This is a genomic window from Stenotrophomonas sp. MH181796 (assembly GCF_009659995.1).
Taxonomy (GTDB): Bacteria; Pseudomonadota; Gammaproteobacteria; order Xanthomonadales; family Xanthomonadaceae; genus Stenotrophomonas; species Stenotrophomonas riyadhensis.
This window is the reverse complement of sequence record NZ_RAHU01000017.1, coordinates 1-16,410: the sequence shown is the minus strand read 5'-3', so window position 1 is coordinate 16,410 and position 16,410 is coordinate 1. Positions and strand designations below refer to the sequence as shown.

At 63.4% G+C, this 16,410-nt stretch carries 11 protein-coding genes and 1 tRNA gene; all 12 read right to left on the bottom strand.

Features of this window, described 5'->3' with window-relative positions; all coding sequences use genetic code 11:
• Positions 1–83: 83 nt before the first annotated feature.
• A complete protein-coding gene (gene fusA / locus D5301_RS23855; protein ID WP_005408207.1) occupies positions 84–2,225 on the bottom strand; it encodes an elongation factor G in 2,142 nt (713 codons plus the stop codon).
• Positions 2,226–2,366: 141 nt separating this feature from the next.
• A complete protein-coding gene (rpsG, locus tag D5301_RS23850) occupies positions 2,367–2,840 on the bottom strand; it encodes a 30S ribosomal protein S7 (RefSeq protein ID WP_004145321.1) in 474 nt (157 codons plus the stop codon).
• Positions 2,841–2,852: 12 nt separating this feature from the next.
• The gene (gene rpsL, locus D5301_RS23845) at positions 2,853–3,227 is read right to left on the bottom strand and encodes a 30S ribosomal protein S12 (protein ID WP_004145320.1); all 375 of its coding nucleotides are present in this window, start codon (positions 3,225–3,227) and stop codon (positions 2,853–2,855) included.
• Positions 3,228–3,511: 284 nt separating this feature from the next.
• A complete protein-coding gene (gene rpoC / locus D5301_RS23840; protein ID WP_153857071.1) occupies positions 3,512–7,735 on the bottom strand; it encodes a DNA-directed RNA polymerase subunit beta' in 4,224 nt (1,407 codons plus the stop codon).
• Positions 7,736–7,824: 89 nt separating this feature from the next.
• Positions 7,825–11,979, bottom strand: a complete 4,155-nt coding sequence (gene rpoB / locus D5301_RS23835) for a DNA-directed RNA polymerase subunit beta (protein ID WP_153857070.1) — start codon at positions 11,977–11,979, stop codon at positions 7,825–7,827.
• 326 nt (positions 11,980–12,305) lie between these two features.
• Positions 12,306–12,674, bottom strand: a complete 369-nt coding sequence (gene rplL, locus D5301_RS23830) for a 50S ribosomal protein L7/L12 (protein ID WP_010480374.1) — start codon at positions 12,672–12,674, stop codon at positions 12,306–12,308.
• A gap of 63 nt (positions 12,675–12,737) precedes the next feature.
• Positions 12,738–13,274, bottom strand: a complete 537-nt coding sequence (gene rplJ, locus D5301_RS23825; RefSeq protein WP_005408203.1) for a 50S ribosomal protein L10 — start codon at positions 13,272–13,274, stop codon at positions 12,738–12,740.
• A gap of 386 nt (positions 13,275–13,660) precedes the next feature.
• Positions 13,661–14,359 carry a 50S ribosomal protein L1 gene (gene rplA / locus D5301_RS23820; protein WP_004154350.1) on the bottom strand — a complete coding sequence of 233 codons (699 nt, stop codon included), beginning with the start codon at positions 14,357–14,359 and terminating at the stop codon, positions 13,661–13,663.
• 4 nt (positions 14,360–14,363) lie between these two features.
• Positions 14,364–14,792, bottom strand: coding sequence for a 50S ribosomal protein L11 (rplK, locus tag D5301_RS23815; RefSeq protein WP_004145248.1), 429 nt, complete (start codon positions 14,790–14,792; stop codon positions 14,364–14,366).
• 381 nt (positions 14,793–15,173) lie between these two features.
• Positions 15,174–15,734 carry a transcription termination/antitermination protein NusG gene (gene nusG / locus D5301_RS23810; RefSeq protein ID WP_004154362.1) on the bottom strand — a complete coding sequence of 187 codons (561 nt, stop codon included), beginning with the start codon at positions 15,732–15,734 and terminating at the stop codon, positions 15,174–15,176.
• Between the two features lie 10 nt (positions 15,735–15,744).
• Positions 15,745–16,158, bottom strand: coding sequence for a preprotein translocase subunit SecE (gene secE / locus D5301_RS23805; RefSeq protein WP_004154361.1), 414 nt, complete (start codon positions 16,156–16,158; stop codon positions 15,745–15,747).
• 49 nt (positions 16,159–16,207) lie between these two features.
• Positions 16,208–16,283, bottom strand: a tRNA-Trp gene (locus D5301_RS23800).
• Between the last annotated feature and the right edge of the window lie 127 nt (positions 16,284–16,410).

Here is a 16,410-nt window from a genome sequence, read left to right as displayed (position 1 = left end):
GCTTGGTGCGCTCGAACTTACCCTTTGCCATTGTTCTATACCTTGATTGTTCGTAAGTGGTTTCAAGAGAGGCTGAGCGAGGCTCAGCCCTTCTTCATGACGGCTTCGGCGATGTTGGTCGGAGCCGGCTCGTAGTGATCGAATTCCATGGTGAAGGTGGCGCGGCCCTGGGTCTGCGAACGCAGCGCAGTGGCGTAGCCGAACATTTCACCCAGCGGGATCATCGCGTTGATGATCGAAGCGGAGCCGTCACCGGTGGTGTCGGAACCCTGCAGCACGCCGCGACGACGGCTGACGTCGCCCATCACGTCACCCTGGTAATCCTCCGGGGTCACGATCTCGACCTTCATGATCGGCTCCAGCAGCACCGGCTTGGCCTTGGCGAAGCCCTGCTTGAAGGCCATCGACGAAGCCAGCTTGAACGCCATTTCCGAGGAGTCGACGTCGTGGTACGAACCGAACACCAGCTTCACCTTGACGTCCACGACCGGGAAGCCAGCCAGCGGACCGCTGGTGATGGTTTCGCGCAGGCCCTTTTCAACCGACGGAATGAATTCCTTCGGGATCACGCCGCCGGTGATGTCGTTGATGAACAGGAAGTCGTCCTTGATGGCCGGAGCCAGCTTCGGATCGGCACGGTCGGCAGCGGTGATCGGCGACAGTTCGATCACGACGTGACCGTACTGACCCTTACCACCAGACTGCTTGGCGTGCTTGTAGTCCGACTTGACGTCGGCCAGGGTGATGGTTTCGCGGTAGGCCACCTGCGGCGCGCCGACGTTGGCTTCAACGTTGAACTCGCGCTTCAGGCGGTCGACGATGATGTCCAGGTGCAGTTCGCCCATGCCCGAGATGATGGTCTGGCCGGATTCTTCGTCGGTCTTGACGCGGAACGACGGATCTTCCTGCGCCAGACGGCCCAGGGCCAGACCCATCTTTTCCTGGTCCGACTTGGTCTTCGGCTCGACGGCCATCGAGATCACCGGCTCCGGGAACGTCATGCGCTCCAGGATGATCGGGGCGTCCACGGCGCACAGGGTGTCACCGGTGGTGGTGTCCTTCAGGCCCACGGCAGCGGCGATGTCACCGGCCAGAACTTCCTTGATTTCCTCGCGGTTGTTCGAGTGCATCTGCAGGATGCGGCCGATGCGCTCCTTCTTGCCCTTCACCGAGTTCAGCACGGTGTCGCCACCGTTCAGGGTGCCCGAGTAGACACGGAAGAAGGTCAGCGCGCCGACGAACGGGTCGGTGATGATCTTGAAGGCCAGCGACGAGAACGGAGCCTTGTCGTCCGACTTGCGGGTCATTTCGACGGTGTCGTCGTCAACGTCCACGCCCTTCACGTCCGGCACGTCGACCGGCGACGGCAGCAGCTGGATCACGCCGTCCAGCATGGCCTGCACGCCCTTGTTCTTGAAGGCCGAGCCGCAGTACATCGGCACGATCTCGGTGGCCAGGGTGCGGGTACGCAGCGCGTTGATGATTTCAGCCTCGGCCAGCTCTTCGCCGCCCAGGTACTTTTCCATCAGCTCTTCGCTGGCTTCGGCAGCGGTCTCGACCATGAACTGGCGAGCCTCTTCAGCCGGGCCCTGCAGCTCGGCCGGGATTTCACCGTATTCGAACTTCATGCCCTGCGAAGCCTCATCCCAATGGATGGCCTTCATCTTCAGCAGGTCGACGACGCCCTTGAAGTTGTCTTCAGCGCCGATCGGCAGCTGCATCGGCACGGCAACCGCGCCCAGCTTGGCCTTCAGCTGGCCGACGACCTTCTGGAAGTTGGCACCGGTGCGGTCCATCTTGTTGACGAACGCGATGCGCGGCACGTGGTACTTGTTGGCCTGGCGCCACACGGTTTCCGACTGCGGCTGCACGCCACCGACGGCGCACAGGACGAAGACGGCACCGTCGAGCACGCGCAGCGAGCGCTCCACTTCGATGGTGAAGTCGACGTGCCCGGGGGTGTCGATGATGTTGAAGCGGTGCTCCGGCAGGGACTTGTCCATGCCCTTCCAGAACGCGGTGGTGGCAGCGGACTGGATCGTGATGCCACGCTCCTGCTCCTGCTCCATCCAGTCCATGGTGGCGGCGCCGTCGTGCACTTCACCGATCTTGTGGCTCTTGCCGGTGTAGAACAGGATGCGCTCGGACGTGGTGGTCTTGCCGGCATCGATGTGAGCCATGATGCCGAAGTTACGGTAACGCTCGATGGGAGTGGAACGGGCCACGGGAGCCTCTCAGATTTCTTGGATTTCGGATGGCCGAACGCCGCCTTTCGGCGGCCTTCGGATTGGCGCAGTCCTTCTGGGACCGCGAGGCAGCACGCACCGAAGTGGTGCTGCCCTGCCTGTTTTACAAGGCCGTCAAACTCACCAGCGGTAGTGGGCGAATGCCTTGTTGGCTTCGGCCATGCGGTGGGTTTCTTCGCGCTTCTTGATGGCGCCGCCACGGTTTTCCGAGGCGTCGATCAGTTCAGCAGCCAGCTTCTTCGGCATGGTGTTCTCACCACGCTTGCGCGCGGAGTCGATCAGCCAGCGCATGGCCAGGGCCATCTTGCGCGACGAACGCACTTCGACCGGCACCTGGTAGGTGGCACCACCGACGCGGCGCGACTTGACTTCGACCGCCGGAGCGACGTTGTCCAGAGCCTTCTGCACCAGTTCAATGGCGTTGGCGCTGCTGTTCTTCTCGGTGATCACGTCCATGGCGCCGTACACGATCTTTTCGGCGACGGACTTCTTGCCGCTCTGCATGACCATGTTGATGAAGCGGGCGATGGTTTCGCTTCCGTGCTTCGGATCGGGCAGGACGGAACGCTGCGGAGTATTACCCTTACGCGACATAGTGCTCTCTCCTTATGCCTTCGGACGCTTGGCGCCGTACTTGGAACGGGCCTGGCGACGCTTGGCAACGCCGGCGGCGTCGAGCGAGCCACGAACGGTGTGGTAACGCACACCCGGCAGGTCCTTGACGCGACCGCCGCGGATCAGGACCACGGAGTGCTCCTGCAGGTTGTGGCCTTCACCACCGATGTAGGAAATCACTTCTTCCTGGTTGGTCAGGCGGACCTTGGCAACCTTGCGCAGAGCCGAGTTCGGCTTCTTCGGAGTGGTGGTGTAGACACGGGTGCAGACGCCACGGCGCTGCGGGCACTTGTCGAGCGCCGGCGAGGCACTCTTGTAGGTGGTCGCTTGCCGCGGCTTGCGGACCAGCTGGTTGATCGTCGCCATCAGTAGGTTCTTCTGATTGGTGGCCGGAAAATCCGACCAGAGATGCGGAAATGTTAAAGCAGGCCAAAATTCTGGCCTGCTGAGACAGACGATTGTAGCAACCTGCCAGGAAAGCAGTCAAACGCCTCCTGTCAAGCCCGTTCCTGATCCCGGAACGTTACTGGGGGGCCTCCATGTACCCCGTTCAGGTTGGCCGGGTCGATCGCGGACGATCTCCCCTGCCCTTTCCCAATCCCATCGATGGACCGATGGGGTGGTCCGGCCTAGCGGCCGGACCGGATACCTCATTCTTCGCCCGAGGCCTGTTCAGCTTCGGCTTCAACCACCGGTGCCTCGACCACAGCCGGGGTGCCGGCCAGGGTCTGCATTTCCGACTCGGTGAGACCGGAAGCGCCGCGACGGCGGTTGCTGTGGTACGCCAGGCCGGTACCGGCCGGAATCAGGCGGCCCACGATGACGTTTTCCTTCAGGCCACGCAGGTTGTCCGAGGTGCCGCGGACGGCCGCTTCGGTCAGCACGCGGGTGGTTTCCTGGAACGACGCGGCCGAGATGAACGATTCGGTCGCCAGCGAGGCCTTGGTGATACCCAGCAGGACCGGATCGAAGTGCGCCGGCAGCTCGTTGCGGGTCGACAGGCGCGCATTCTCCTCGATAACGCGCTGGCGCTCCACCTGCTCGCCGTTCAGGAACTTGCTGCTGCCCTGATCGGTGATCTCGACCTTGCGCAGCATCTGGCGGGTGATCACCTCGATGTGCTTGTCGTTGATCTTCACGCCCTGCAGGCGGTACACGTCCTGGATTTCCTTCACCAGGTAGGCCGCCAGCGGTTCGACACCCAGCAGGCGCAGGATGTCCTGCGGGCTCGGCTCGCCGTCCACGATGGTTTCACCCTTGGTGACATGCTCGCCTTCGAACACGATGACCTGGCGGTACTTCGGGATCAGCTCTTCGTGCTCCGAACCATCGGTGTCCTTGATGATCAGGCGCTGCTTGCCCTTGGTGTCCTTGCCGAAGCTGATGATGCCCGAACGCTCGGCCAGCACCGCCGGATCCTTCGGCTTGCGGGCCTCGAACAGATCGGCCACGCGCGGCAGACCACCGGTGATGTCGCGGGTCTTCGACGCTTCCTGCGGGATCTTGGCGACCACGTCGCCCACGCCCACCGGGGCGCCGTCCTGCAGGTTGACGATCGAGCGCGGCGGCAGCAGGTACTGCGCCGGCAGGTCGGTGCCCGGGATCGACAGGTCGTTGCCCTTGGCGTCGACGATGCGCACGATCGGGCGCAGGTCCTTGGCCTGGGTACCACGACGCTTCGGATCGGTGATTTCGCGCGAAGCAAGGCCGGTCAGCTCGTCGGTCTTCTCGATGACGGTGATGCCGTCGACGAAGTCGATGAAGCGGATGAAGCCGGCCACTTCCGACACGATCGGGTGGTTGTGCGGATCCCAGTTGGCCACGGTCTGGCCAGCCTTGATCGCATCACCGTCCTTGGACGTGATGGTCGCACCGTACGGCAGCTTGTAACGCTCACGCTCACGGCCGTGGGCATCGAGCACCGAGATTTCGCCCGAGCGCGACACTGCCACCAGCGAGCCGTTGGCGTGCTCGACCGACTTGAGGTTGCTGAACTTGACCGAGCCGGTGGTCTTGACGGTGATGTTGTCGACCGCAGCAGCTCGCGACGCCGCACCACCGATGTGGAACGTACGCATGGTCAGCTGGGTACCCGGCTCACCGATGGACTGGGCGGCGATGACGCCGACCGCTTCACCGATGTTGACCAGGTGGCCACGGGCCAGATCGCGGCCGTAGCAGCGCGAGCAGACGCCGAAGGCCGATTCGCAGGAGATGGTCGAGCGGACCTTGATGGTCTGCACGCCGGCATCTTCCAGCTTGGCGACCCAGGCTTCGTCCAGCAGGGTGTTGCGGGTGACGATCGGATCCTCGTCGTTGCCCGGCAGGAACACGTCCTCGGCAACCACGCGACCCAGCACGCGGTCCTTCAGCGGCTCGACCACGTCGCCGCCTTCCACGATCGGGGTCATGATCAGGCCTTCGGTGGTACCGCAATCCACCTCGGTGATCACCACGTCCTGCGCGACGTCGACCAGACGACGGGTCAGGTAACCCGAGTTCGCGGTCTTCAGCGCGGTATCGGCCAGACCCTTACGGGCACCGTGGGTGGAGTTGAAGTACTCCTGCACGTTCAGGCCTTCGCGGAAGTTCGCCTTGATGGGCGTCTCGATGATCGAGCCGTCCGGGCGGGCCATCAGGCCGCGCATGCCGGCCAGCTGACGGATCTGCGCCTGCGAACCACGCGCACCGGAGTCGGCCATGATGTACAGCGAGTTCATCGACTTCTGGTCGATGGTCTCACCCTTGGCATTGACGACCTTCTCGGTACCGATGGTGTCCATCATCGCCTTGGCGATGCGCTCGTTGGTGCGCGACCAGATGTCGACCACCTTGTTGTAGCGCTCGCCGGCGGTGACCAGACCCGACTGGTACTGCTCCTGGATTTCCAGCACTTCGGCTTCGGCCTCGGTGAGGATGCCCTTCTTCTCGTCCGGGATCAGCATGTCGTCGATGCCGATCGAGACGCCGGCGCGGGTCGCGTAGGCGAAGCCGGTGTACATCAGCTTGTCGGCGAACACGACCGTGTCCTTCAGACCCAGCTGGCGGTAGCTGGAGTTGATCAGGCGGCTGATGTTCTTCTTGGTCAGCTCGGTGTTGGCCAGCGCGAACGGCAGGCCTTCCGGCAGGATTTCAGCCAGCAGGGCGCGACCGATCGTGGTGTCCACGATCGAGGTCTTGTTCTGCTTCACACCGTCTTCGTCGGTCACCACCTCGGTGATGCGGACCTTGACGCGCGCGTGCAGTTCCACCACGCGGTTGTCGTAGGCACGCTTCACTTCGGCGATGTTGGCGAAGGCCATGCCCTCGCCCTTCTTGTTTTCCAGCGAGCGGGTCATGTAGTACAGACCCAGCACGACGTCCTGCGACGGCACGATGATCGGCTCGCCGTTGGCCGGCGACAGGATGTTGTTGGTCGACATCATCAGCGCACGCGCTTCCAGCTGGGCTTCCAGCGAGAGCGGCACGTGGACGGCCATCTGGTCACCGTCGAAGTCGGCGTTGAACGCGGTGCAGACCAGCGGGTGCAGCTGGATGGCCTTGCCTTCGATCAGCACCGGCTCGAACGCCTGGATGCCCAGACGGTGCAGGGTCGGCGCACGGTTCAGCATCACCGGATGCTCGCGGATGACCTCTTCCAGGATGTCCCAGACTTCGGCTTCTTCGCGCTCGACCAGCTTCTTGGCGGCCTTGATGGTGGTGGCCAGGCCACGACGCTGCAGCTTGGCGAAGACGAACGGCTTGAACAGCTCAAGCGCCATCTTCTTCGGCAGGCCGCACTGGTGCAGGCGCAGGTACGGACCGACCACGATGACCGAACGGCCCGAGTAGTCGACGCGCTTGCCCAGCAGGTTCTGGCGGAAGCGGCCCTGCTTGCCCTTGATCATGTCGGCCAGCGACTTCAGCGGGCGCTTGTTGGTGCCGGTGATGGCACGGCCACGACGGCCGTTGTCCAGCAGCGCATCGACCGATTCCTGCAGCATGCGCTTTTCATTGCGCACGATGATGTCCGGCGCGCTCAGTTCGAGCAGGCGGCGCAGGCGGTTGTTACGGTTGATGACGCGGCGGTACAGGTCGTTCAGGTCGGAGGTCGCGAAGCGGCCGCCATCCAGCGGAACCAGCGGACGCAGGTCCGGCGGCAGCACCGGCAGCACGGTCATGACCATCCACTCCGGACGGTTGCCCGACTCCAGGAAGGCTTCGATCAGCTTGATGCGCTTGGTGAGGCGCTTGAGCTTGGTTTCCGAACCGGTAGCGGCGATTTCCTCGCGAAGGCGGGTCATTTCCGACTGCAGGTCGATCGTGCGCAGCAGTTCGTACACGGCCTCGGCGCCCATCGCGGCGTCGAAGTCGTCACCGTGCTCCTGGCGGGCCTGCAGGTACTGTTCTTCGGTCAGCAGCTGGCGGCGCTCCAGGGCGGTCAGGCCCGGCTCGGTCACCACATAGGCTTCGAAGTACAGCACGCGCTCGATGTCGCGCAGGGTCATGTCCAGCATCAGGCCGATGCGCGACGGCAGCGACTTCAGGAACCAGATGTGCGCGACCGGCGAAGCCAGGTCGATATGGCCCATGCGCTCGCGACGCACCTTGGCCAGGGTCACTTCGGTGCCGCACTTTTCGCAGACCACGCCGCGGTGCTTCATGCGCTTGTACTTGCCGCACAGGCACTCGTAGTCCTTCACCGGGCCGAAGATGGCGGCGCAGAACAGGCCGTCGCGTTCCGGCTTGAAGGTACGGTAGTTGATGGTTTCCGGCTTCTTCACTTCGCCGAAGGACCACGAACGGATCAGGTCCGGCGAGGCCAGCGCGATCTTGATCGCGTCGAAGTCCAGCGTCTGGCGCTGCTGGTTGAAGAGGTTGAGCAGGTCTTTCATGGTGTTCTCCAGAAGGAGGAATGCTGTGTCGATGGGCTTTCAGTTGACTGCCAGCGGCGCGGCGGCAGAGGCCGCCGCGCCGGCATGGATCAGTTGTCTTCCAGTTCCATGTTGATGGCCAGCGAGCGGATTTCCTTCACGAGCACGTTGAAGGATTCCGGCATGCCCGCGACCATCTCGTGCTCACCGTCGACGATGTTCTTGTACATCTGGTTGCGGCCCTGCACGTCATCGGACTTCACCGTCAGCATTTCCTGCAGGGTGTAGGCCGCGCCGTAGGCTTCCAGCGCCCAGACTTCCATTTCACCGAAGCGCTGGCCGCCGAACTGCGCCTTGCCGCCCAGCGGCTGCTGGGTGACGAGCGAGTACGGACCGGTCGAACGGGCGTGCATCTTGTCGTCGACCAGGTGGTTCAGCTTCAGGTAGTGCATGTAACCCACGGTGGTGTGGCGATCGAACGCTTCACCGGTGCGGCCGTCGTACAGCTGGGTCTGGCCACTGCTCGGCAGGTCGGCCAGTTCCAGCATGCGCTTGATTTCCGCTTCGGTGGCGCCGTCGAACACCGGGGTGGCCATCGGCACGCCGTCGGTGAGGTTACGGGCCAGGCGCAGCAGTTCCTCGTCGCTGAACTGCGACAGGTCGACACGGTTGGCCACGTTGGTGTCGTCGTGGTTGTAGATGTCGTCCAGGAACTTGCGCAGGTCGGCAACCGCCGCCTGGGCTTCCATCATCGCCTGGATCTTGCGGCCCAGGCCCTTGGCCGCCCAGCCCAGGTGCACTTCCAGGATCTGGCCGATGTTCATACGCGACGGCACGCCCAGCGGGTTCAGCACGATGTCCACGGTTTCGCCCGAGGCCATGTACGGCATGTCCTCGACCGGCACCACGTTGGAAACCACACCCTTGTTGCCGTGGCGGCCTGCCATCTTGTCGCCCGGCTGGATGCGGCGCTTCACGGCCAGGAACACCTTGACCATCTTCAGCACGCCCGGGGCGAGGTCGTCACCGGCGGTGATCTTGCCGCGCTTGTCGGCGAAGCGACGCTCGAATTCCTTCTCGTGCGCCTGGATCTGCTTCTGCGCGCGCTCGATGGCTTCCGAAGCGTCCTCGTCCTTCATGCGCAGGGCGAACCAGTCAGCCTTCCTCAGGCCGTCCAGGAAGGCGTCGGTGATCACGTCACCCTTCTTCAGGCCAGCGCCACCGTTGACCACCTTGCCCACGATCTGCGAACGCAGACGCATGTAGATGGCGGCTTCCAGGATGCGGAACTGGTCGTCGAAGTCCTTCTTGACGCGCTTGATTTCAGACTCTTCGATCTGGCGGGCGCGCTTGTCCTTCTCGATGCCGTCGCGGGTGAAGACCTGCACGTCGATGACGGTGCCGTCCATGCCCGGCGGAACGCGCAGCGAGCTGTCCTTCACGTCCGAAGCCTTCTCGCCGAAGATCGCGCGCAGCAGCTTCTCTTCCGGGGTCAGCTGGCTTTCGCCCTTCGGGGTGACCTTGCCGACCATGATGTCGCCGGCGCGGACTTCCGCACCGATGTACACCACGCCGCTCTCGTCCAGGCGGTTCAGCGCCTGCTCGGAGACGTTCGGGATGTCGGCCGAGATTTCCTCCGGCCCCAGCTTGGTGTCACGCGCGACGCAGGTCAGCTCTTCGATGTGGATCGTGGTGTAACGATCCTCTTCCACCACACGCTCGGAGAGCAGGATGGAGTCTTCGAAGTTGTAGCCGTTCCACGGCATGAACGCGATCAGCATGTTCTGGCCCAGGGCCAGTTCGCCGATGTCGGTGGACGGACCGTCGGCCAGCACGTCGCCGCGGGCGATGACGTCACCCACCTGGACCAGCGGACGCTGGTTGATGCAGGTGTTCTGGTTCGAACGGGTGTACTTGACCAGGTTGTAGATGTCCACGCCTGCGTCGGTGGCGCCAACGATCTCTTCCTCGTTGACCTTGACCACGATGCGGGCCGCGTCGATCTGCACGATCTCGCCACCACGACGGGCGTTCACGGTCACACCGGAGTCACGCGCCACGGCGCGCTCGATGCCGGTACCGACCAGCGGCTTCTGCGCACGCAGGGTCGGCACGGCCTGACGCTGCATGTTGGCGCCCATCAGTGCGCGGTTGGCGTCATCGTGCTCCAGGAACGGAACCAGCGCGGCCGCGATCGACACGGTCTGCATCGGCGAGACGTCCATGAAGTGGACTTCCGCCGGCGGCTTCAGCAGCGATTCGCCCTGGAAGCGGCACGGAACGAACTGCTCGGTCAGGGTGCCCTTGGCGTCGGTCAGCGCGTTGGCCTGCGCAATGACGTACTCGTTTTCTTCGATCGCCGACAGGAACTCGACTTCGTCATAGACCTTGCCGTCCACGACCTTGCGGTACGGAGTCTCGAGGAAACCATACTGGTTGGTGCGGGCGTACACGGCCAGCGAATTGATCAGGCCGATGTTCGGGCCTTCCGGGGTTTCGATGGTGCAGACGCGGCCGTAATGGGTCGGGTGCACGTCGCGCACTTCGAAGCCGGCGCGCTCACGGGTCAGACCGCCCGGGCCCAGGGCCGAGACGCGACGCTTGTGGGTCACTTCCGACAGCGGGTTGTTCTGGTCCATGAACTGCGACAGCTGCGAGGAGCCGAAGAACTCCTTGATGGCAGCGGCGACCGGCTTGGCGTTGATCAGCTCCTGCGGGGTCAGGCCTTCCGACTCGGCCATCGACAGGCGCTCCTTGACCGCGCGCTCGACGCGGACCAGGCCCACGCGGAACACGTTCTCGGCCATTTCGCCGACCGAACGCACGCGACGGTTGCCCAGGTGATCGATGTCATCGACCACGCCGCGACCGTTGCGGATCTCGGTCAGGACCTTGATCACGTCCAGGATGTCGGAGCTGTCGCCATGGGCGGCAACCAGGCGCTTGGACTCTTCGTCGTTGCGCTCACCGTAGTACTTGCGGTCGTACAGCACGGCTTCGCCGGTGGTTTCCTTGCGGCCCACGCGACGGTTGAACTTCATGCGGCCGACCGCGGACAGGTCGTAGCGCTCGAAGGTGAAGAACAGGTTGTGGAACAGGTTCTGCGCGGCGTCCTTGGTCGGCGGCTCGCCCGGACGCATCATGCGGTAGATCTCGACCAGGGCTTCCAGCTGGGTCTTGGTCGGGTCGATGCGCAGGGTGTTGGACAGGTACGGGCCACGATCCAGATCGTTCACCCACAGGGTGCCCACGGCATCCACACCGGCCTTGCGGAAGGCCTGCAGCTGCTCGTCGGTGATCTCGTCATTGGCCTGGGCCAGCAGTTCGCCGGTCGAAGCATCGACCACGTCGTGCGACAGGATGCGGCCGACGATGTAGTCGTCCGGCACGGCCAGGGCGGCGATGCCCGAGGCTTCCAGCTGCTTGATGTGGCGCGCGGTGATGCGCTTGCCGGCTTCCACGATGACCTTGTCGCCGTCGGCGAGGTCGAAGCCCAGGGTTTCGCCACGCAGGCGCTCCGGCACCAGCTCCAGCTGGACGCCTTCATCCGGGTTGATGTGGAAGGTGTTGATCTCGAAGAACTCGGCCAGCATCTCTTCGTTGCTGTAGCCGAGCGCGCGCAGCAGGATCGACACCGGCAGCTTGCGGCGACGGTCGATACGGGTGAACAGCGCATCCTTCGGGTCGAACTCGAAGTCCAGCCAGGAACCGCGGTAAGGAATGATGCGGGCGCTGTACAGCAGCTTGCCCGAGCTGTGGGTCTTGCCACGGTCGTGATCGAAGAACACGCCCGGCGAGCGGTGCAGCTGCGAGACGATGACGCGCTCGGTGCCGTTGACGATGAAGGTGCCGTTCTCGGTCATCAGCGGGATTTCGCCCAGATAGACCTCCTGCTCCTTCACGTACTTGATGGCCTTGGTCGACGACTCACGGTCGTAGATCACCAGGCGCACGGTCACGCGCAGCGGGGCGCCGTAGCTCATGCCACGCTGGCGGCACTCACGCTCGTCGAAGACCGGTTCGCCCAGCTTGTAGCCGACGTATTCCAGGGCAGCGTTGCCGCTGTAGCTGGCGATCGGGAAGACCGACTTCAGCGCAGCGTGCAGGCCGTGGTCCGTGCGCTTGGCCGGATCGACGTTTTCCTGCAGGAATTCACGATAGGAATCCACCTGGATGGCGAGCAGGAACGGCACTTCGAGAATCGAGCGCTGCTTGCCGAAATCCTTGCGGATACGCTTTTTTTCGGTGAACGAATAGGACGTCATGAGGTCTTCCACCTTGTTGTGCGGATCGTGCGCCCACGATCCGAAGGGAACTTGAAATTGTCAGTTGGAAGTCGCTGGTATTGCCGGCACCAGCACGCCTTCTCCCGCTACTTCCAACTGCCAACTCGTCTGCATCCACTCCCCCGCTGCCGCGCTCTGCGCTGGCCTGCCGGGGTCTGACCGCAGCCCGTGTTGGGCTTTTTGCCGCTCGTTACATCCACGCGTGGCGTGGATCTACAACCTTGCAACAACGACCAAAGGCCGGGGGCTTACGCCCCCAGCCTTGGCTGCATCGCCGTGAATCGGTGACGATGCAAGGTAACTGCTTACTTGACTTCGACAGTCGCGCCAGCAGCTTCCAGGTCCTTCTTCATCTTCTCGGCGTCGTCCTTCGAAGCGCCTTCCTTCAGGACGCCACCGGCTTCGGCCAGGTCCTTCGCTTCCTTCAGGCCCAGGCCGGTGATGGCGCGGACGGCCTTGATGACTTCGACCTTCTTGTCGCCGGCCGACTTCAGGGTGACGGTGAACTCGGTCTGCTCTTCAACAGCAGCGGCCGGGCCAGCGGCAGCAGCCACGGCAACCGGAGCAGCGGCGGAGACGCCGAACTTCTCTTCGATGGCCTTGACCAGCTCCATCACTTCCATCAGGGACTTCTCGGCGATGGCGTCGACGATCTGTTCGTTGGTAAGGGACATGATAAATACCTTTGGATGATTTTCTGGGTTGAGGTTCCGTCAGGAACCACGGTAAGTCGAAACTCAGGCGGTCTCGGCGGCCGGCTCGGCAGCGTCGGCGGCGACGTCGCCACCACCCTGCTTCTCGCCAACGGCCTTGATGGCGCGGGCAAACATCGTGACCGGCTCGGTCAGGACGCGGGCCAGCATGGCCAGGGCCTGGTCGCGGGTCGGCAGCGAGGCCAGCACGTCGACGTGGCTTGCCGGGAACACTTCGCCACCGATGGCGACGACCTTAGCCTTCAGCTTGTCGTTGCCCTTGGCGGCTTCCTTGATCAGGCGACCGGCAGCGCCGGGCTCCTCGAGCGAGAACGCGTACAGCAGCGGACCAACCATCTGGTCCTGGGCGACTGCGAACTCGGTGCCTTCAACGGCGCGCGAAGCCAGGGTGTTCTTGACAACCTTCAAGAAAACACCGGTTTCACGAGCCTGCTTGCGCATCGCGGTCATCTGGGCGACCGTGGTGCCAGCGTATTCGGCTGCGATCAAGGAGTGGGCCTTGGCGGCGACGTCTGCCAGCTCGGCGACTACTTCTTGCTTCTGGGACAGATTGAGAGCCATTGCACTCCTCCTATTGAACTCCGCTTACGGCTCCTGCCGTGTGCGGTCCTGTGCGGCATCCGTCCTGGACGCCGGGAACATCGGGATGATGTTCCGGGGGTGGGCCGTTCTAGACCTGGAGTGGGCCAACCTGGGAAACCCAGACGTGCGTGAACCAGAAAAACTCCAGAAGGGCACCATCTACGCAGGGTGATTCCGGGGAATCGATTAAGCGCTCATGACTGCTCCGGCGGCGACTCCTTGCCAGATCGAGCTTCCGTGCCCGTCGCCGGTATTGCCACGACCGCGCCTGCGGTCTTTGACGGCTACCGCGGGCGATGCACTGCCAGCGATGCCTTCAAATGTCACGGTCACGGCACCGAAGGTACCGTGACCGCTTGAAACAATTACTTCAGGGTCAGCGACGACTGGTCGACGGTGACGCCCGGGCCCATCGTCGAGCTGACCGAAACCTTCTGCAGGTAGGTGCCCTTCGAGGTGGCCGGCTTGGCCTTGATCAGATCCAGCAGCAGCGCGGTCAGGTTCGACTTCAGCGCGTCTTCGGCGAAGTCGGCCTTGCCGATGGTGCAGTGGATGATGCCGGCCTTGTCGGTGCGGTAACGGACCTGACCCGACTTGGCGTTCTTCACGGCTTCACCCGGGTTCGGGGAAACAGTGCCGACCTTCGGGTTCGGCATCAGGCCGCGCGGGCCCAGCACGGTGCCCAGCTTACCGACGACGCGCATGGCGTCCGGAGTCGCGATGACGACGTCGTAGTTCAGATCGCCGGCCTGCATCTTCTCGGCCAGATCGTCCATACCGACGGCTTCGGCGCCAGCGGCCAGGGCTTCGTCAGCCTTGGCACCGGCCGGAGCGAACACGGCGACGCGGACCGACTTGCCGGTACCGGCCGGCAGCACGGTGGAGCCACGGACCTGCTGGTCGGACTTCTTCGCATCGACGCCCAGGCGCACAGCGACGTCGATCGACTCGACGAACTTGGCCTTGGTGGCGCTCTTCAGGATGTTGATCGCGTCCTCGAAGGCGTATGCCTTGCCCGGAACGACGGCGGCCTTGATGGCCTTCTCACGCTTGGTCTGTGCCATCTTATTAACCCTCCACCACGAGGCCCATGGAACGGGCAGAGCCAGCGATGGTACGCACGGCGGCGTCCAGATCGGCGGCAGTCAGATCCGGTTCCTTCGCCTTGGCGATCTCTTCCAGCTGCTTACGGGTGACCTTGCCGACCTTCTCGGTGTTCGGGCGCTTGGAGCCCGACGAGATGCCAGCGGCCTTCTTGAGCAGGGTGGTGGCCGGGGTGCTCTTGGTGATGAAGGTGAACGTACGGTCCGAGTAGGCCGTGATGATCACCGGAACCGGCAGACCCGGCTCGAGCTTCTGCGTGGCAGCGTTGAACGCCTTGCAGAATTCCATGATGTTCAGACCGCGCTGACCCAGCGCAGGACCGACCGGCGGCGAGGGGTTGGCCTGACCGGCCTTCACCTGCAGCTTGATGTAACCGACAACTTTCTTTGCCATGAGTATGCTCTCCGGGTGCTAGCGCCTTTCGACAACAGGCTCCCCATCGGACCGGGAATCACGCGTCCCGGCATCGCGTTTTGAAATCATGCCGAAGGCCACCTTGCGGCGGCCTCGTCCCACTGGCTTCCCAGCGGGGAGCCGCGCACTATAACAGGTTTTTTCTTCACATGCCTGAAGCGGCACATAAACGGACGAAACCGGGCAGAGCCCGGTTNGGGGAGCCGCGCACTATAACAGGTTTTTTCTTCACATGCCTGAAGCGGCACATAAACGGACGAAACCGGGCAGAGCCCGGTTCCCCTTGTAGAGTCGAGCCATGCTCGACTGCACCGCCATCCGGAGCCTGGAGTCGAGCATGGCTCGACTCTACAGGACCGGTCAGACGGCCTTTTCGACCTGGCCGAACTCGAGTTCGACCGGGGTGGCACGACCGAAGATCAGCACCGAGACGCGCAGACGGCTCTTCTCGTAGTTGACTTCTTCGACGACGCCATTGAAATCGTTGAACGGGCCGTCGGTGACGCGGACCATCTGGCCCGGCTCGAACAGCACCTTCGGACGCGGCTTCTCGACACCTTCCTGAACGCGATTCAGGATGGCCTCGGCCTCGGAATCGGCGATCGGCAGCGGACGATCGGCGGTGCCGCCGATGAAGCCCATCACGCGCGGGGTTTCCTTGACCAGGTGCCAGCTTTCGTTGTCGATGCGCGGAATGCCGGCTTCTTCGTGGGTCTCGATCTGGACCAGCACGTAGCCCGGGAAGAACTTGCGCTCGGAACGGCGCTTCTGGCCAGCGCGCATCTCGACCACTTCTTCGGTCGGGACCAGGACGTCGCCGAAGCGCTCTTCCATGCCGTCACGGACGATGCGATCACGCAGAGCCTGCGCCACCGACTTCTCGAAGCCCGAATAGGCGTGAACGACGTACCAACGCTTCATGCAATTCTCCTTAGCGGCTCAGGAACCACTGAGTCAGTTTCTGGATCAGGAAGTCGAAGCCACCCAGCAGCAGGCTGAGGATGAGCACCACGACGATCACGACCCAGGTCATGCGGATGGCTTCCTGGCGCGTCGGCCAGACCACCTTGCGCAGTTCAAAGCGCGACTCGGAGAGGAATTCGCGGGTGTCGCGCCCCTTGCCGGTCAGCATGAACACGCCGATACCGCCAACCAGACCGACCACGACCGCCAACGCACGCAGCTGACCTGCCCACGCACCCAGCTGGGCGGCGCGACCAGAGTCGGCGGAGAACCAGAACCAGACGAACAGACCGGCCAGCACCAGCAGCGATGCGGCGACATACTTGACGATATCTCCACCGTGGGCGGAGTTGTCCTTGGAGTGTTCGATCTTGCTATTCATCCGGCTGTGTCTGCTTTAGCGGCCCAGGCCGCTGGATAAGGTGGGCAGATGGCACGCCAGGAGGGACTCGAACCCCCAACCTGCGGTTTTGGAGACCGCTGCTCTGCCAATTGAGCTACTGGCGTACGTTGAAAACTTGCCTTCCCTTAGACGGCGAAGGCGGACCGAGGTTCCCGGCCCGCCATTCGCGTAACCGGCGGCGCTATGCAACCACCGGTACTGCAGGCTTACTCGATGATCTTCGAGACCACG

Excerpts from the sequence above, each read along its gene's own strand:
- rplL (WP_010480374.1), bottom strand. The coding sequence starts at position 12,674 with ATGTCCCTTACCAACGAACAGATCGTCGACGCCATCGCCGAGAAGTCC.
- rpoC (WP_153857071.1), bottom strand. The coding sequence starts at position 7,735 with ATGAAAGACCTGCTCAACCTCTTCAACCAGCAGCGCCAGACGCTGGAC.
- rpsL (WP_004145320.1), bottom strand. The coding sequence starts at position 3,227 with ATGGCGACGATCAACCAGCTGGTCCGCAAGCCGCGGCAAGCGACCACC.
- rpsG (WP_004145321.1), bottom strand. The coding sequence starts at position 2,840 with ATGTCGCGTAAGGGTAATACTCCGCAGCGTTCCGTCCTGCCCGATCCG.
- rplJ (WP_005408203.1), bottom strand. The coding sequence starts at position 13,274 with ATGGCTCTCAATCTGTCCCAGAAGCAAGAAGTAGTCGCCGAGCTGGCA.
- nusG (WP_004154362.1), bottom strand. The coding sequence starts at position 15,734 with ATGAAGCGTTGGTACGTCGTTCACGCCTATTCGGGCTTCGAGAAGTCG.
- rpoB (WP_153857070.1), bottom strand. The coding sequence starts at position 11,979 with ATGACGTCCTATTCGTTCACCGAAAAAAAGCGTATCCGCAAGGATTTC.
- rplA (WP_004154350.1), bottom strand. The coding sequence starts at position 14,359 with ATGGCACAGACCAAGCGTGAGAAGGCCATCAAGGCCGCCGTCGTTCCG.
- rplK (WP_004145248.1), bottom strand. The coding sequence starts at position 14,792 with ATGGCAAAGAAAGTTGTCGGTTACATCAAGCTGCAGGTGAAGGCCGGT.
- secE (WP_004154361.1), bottom strand. The coding sequence starts at position 16,158 with ATGAATAGCAAGATCGAACACTCCAAGGACAACTCCGCCCACGGTGGA.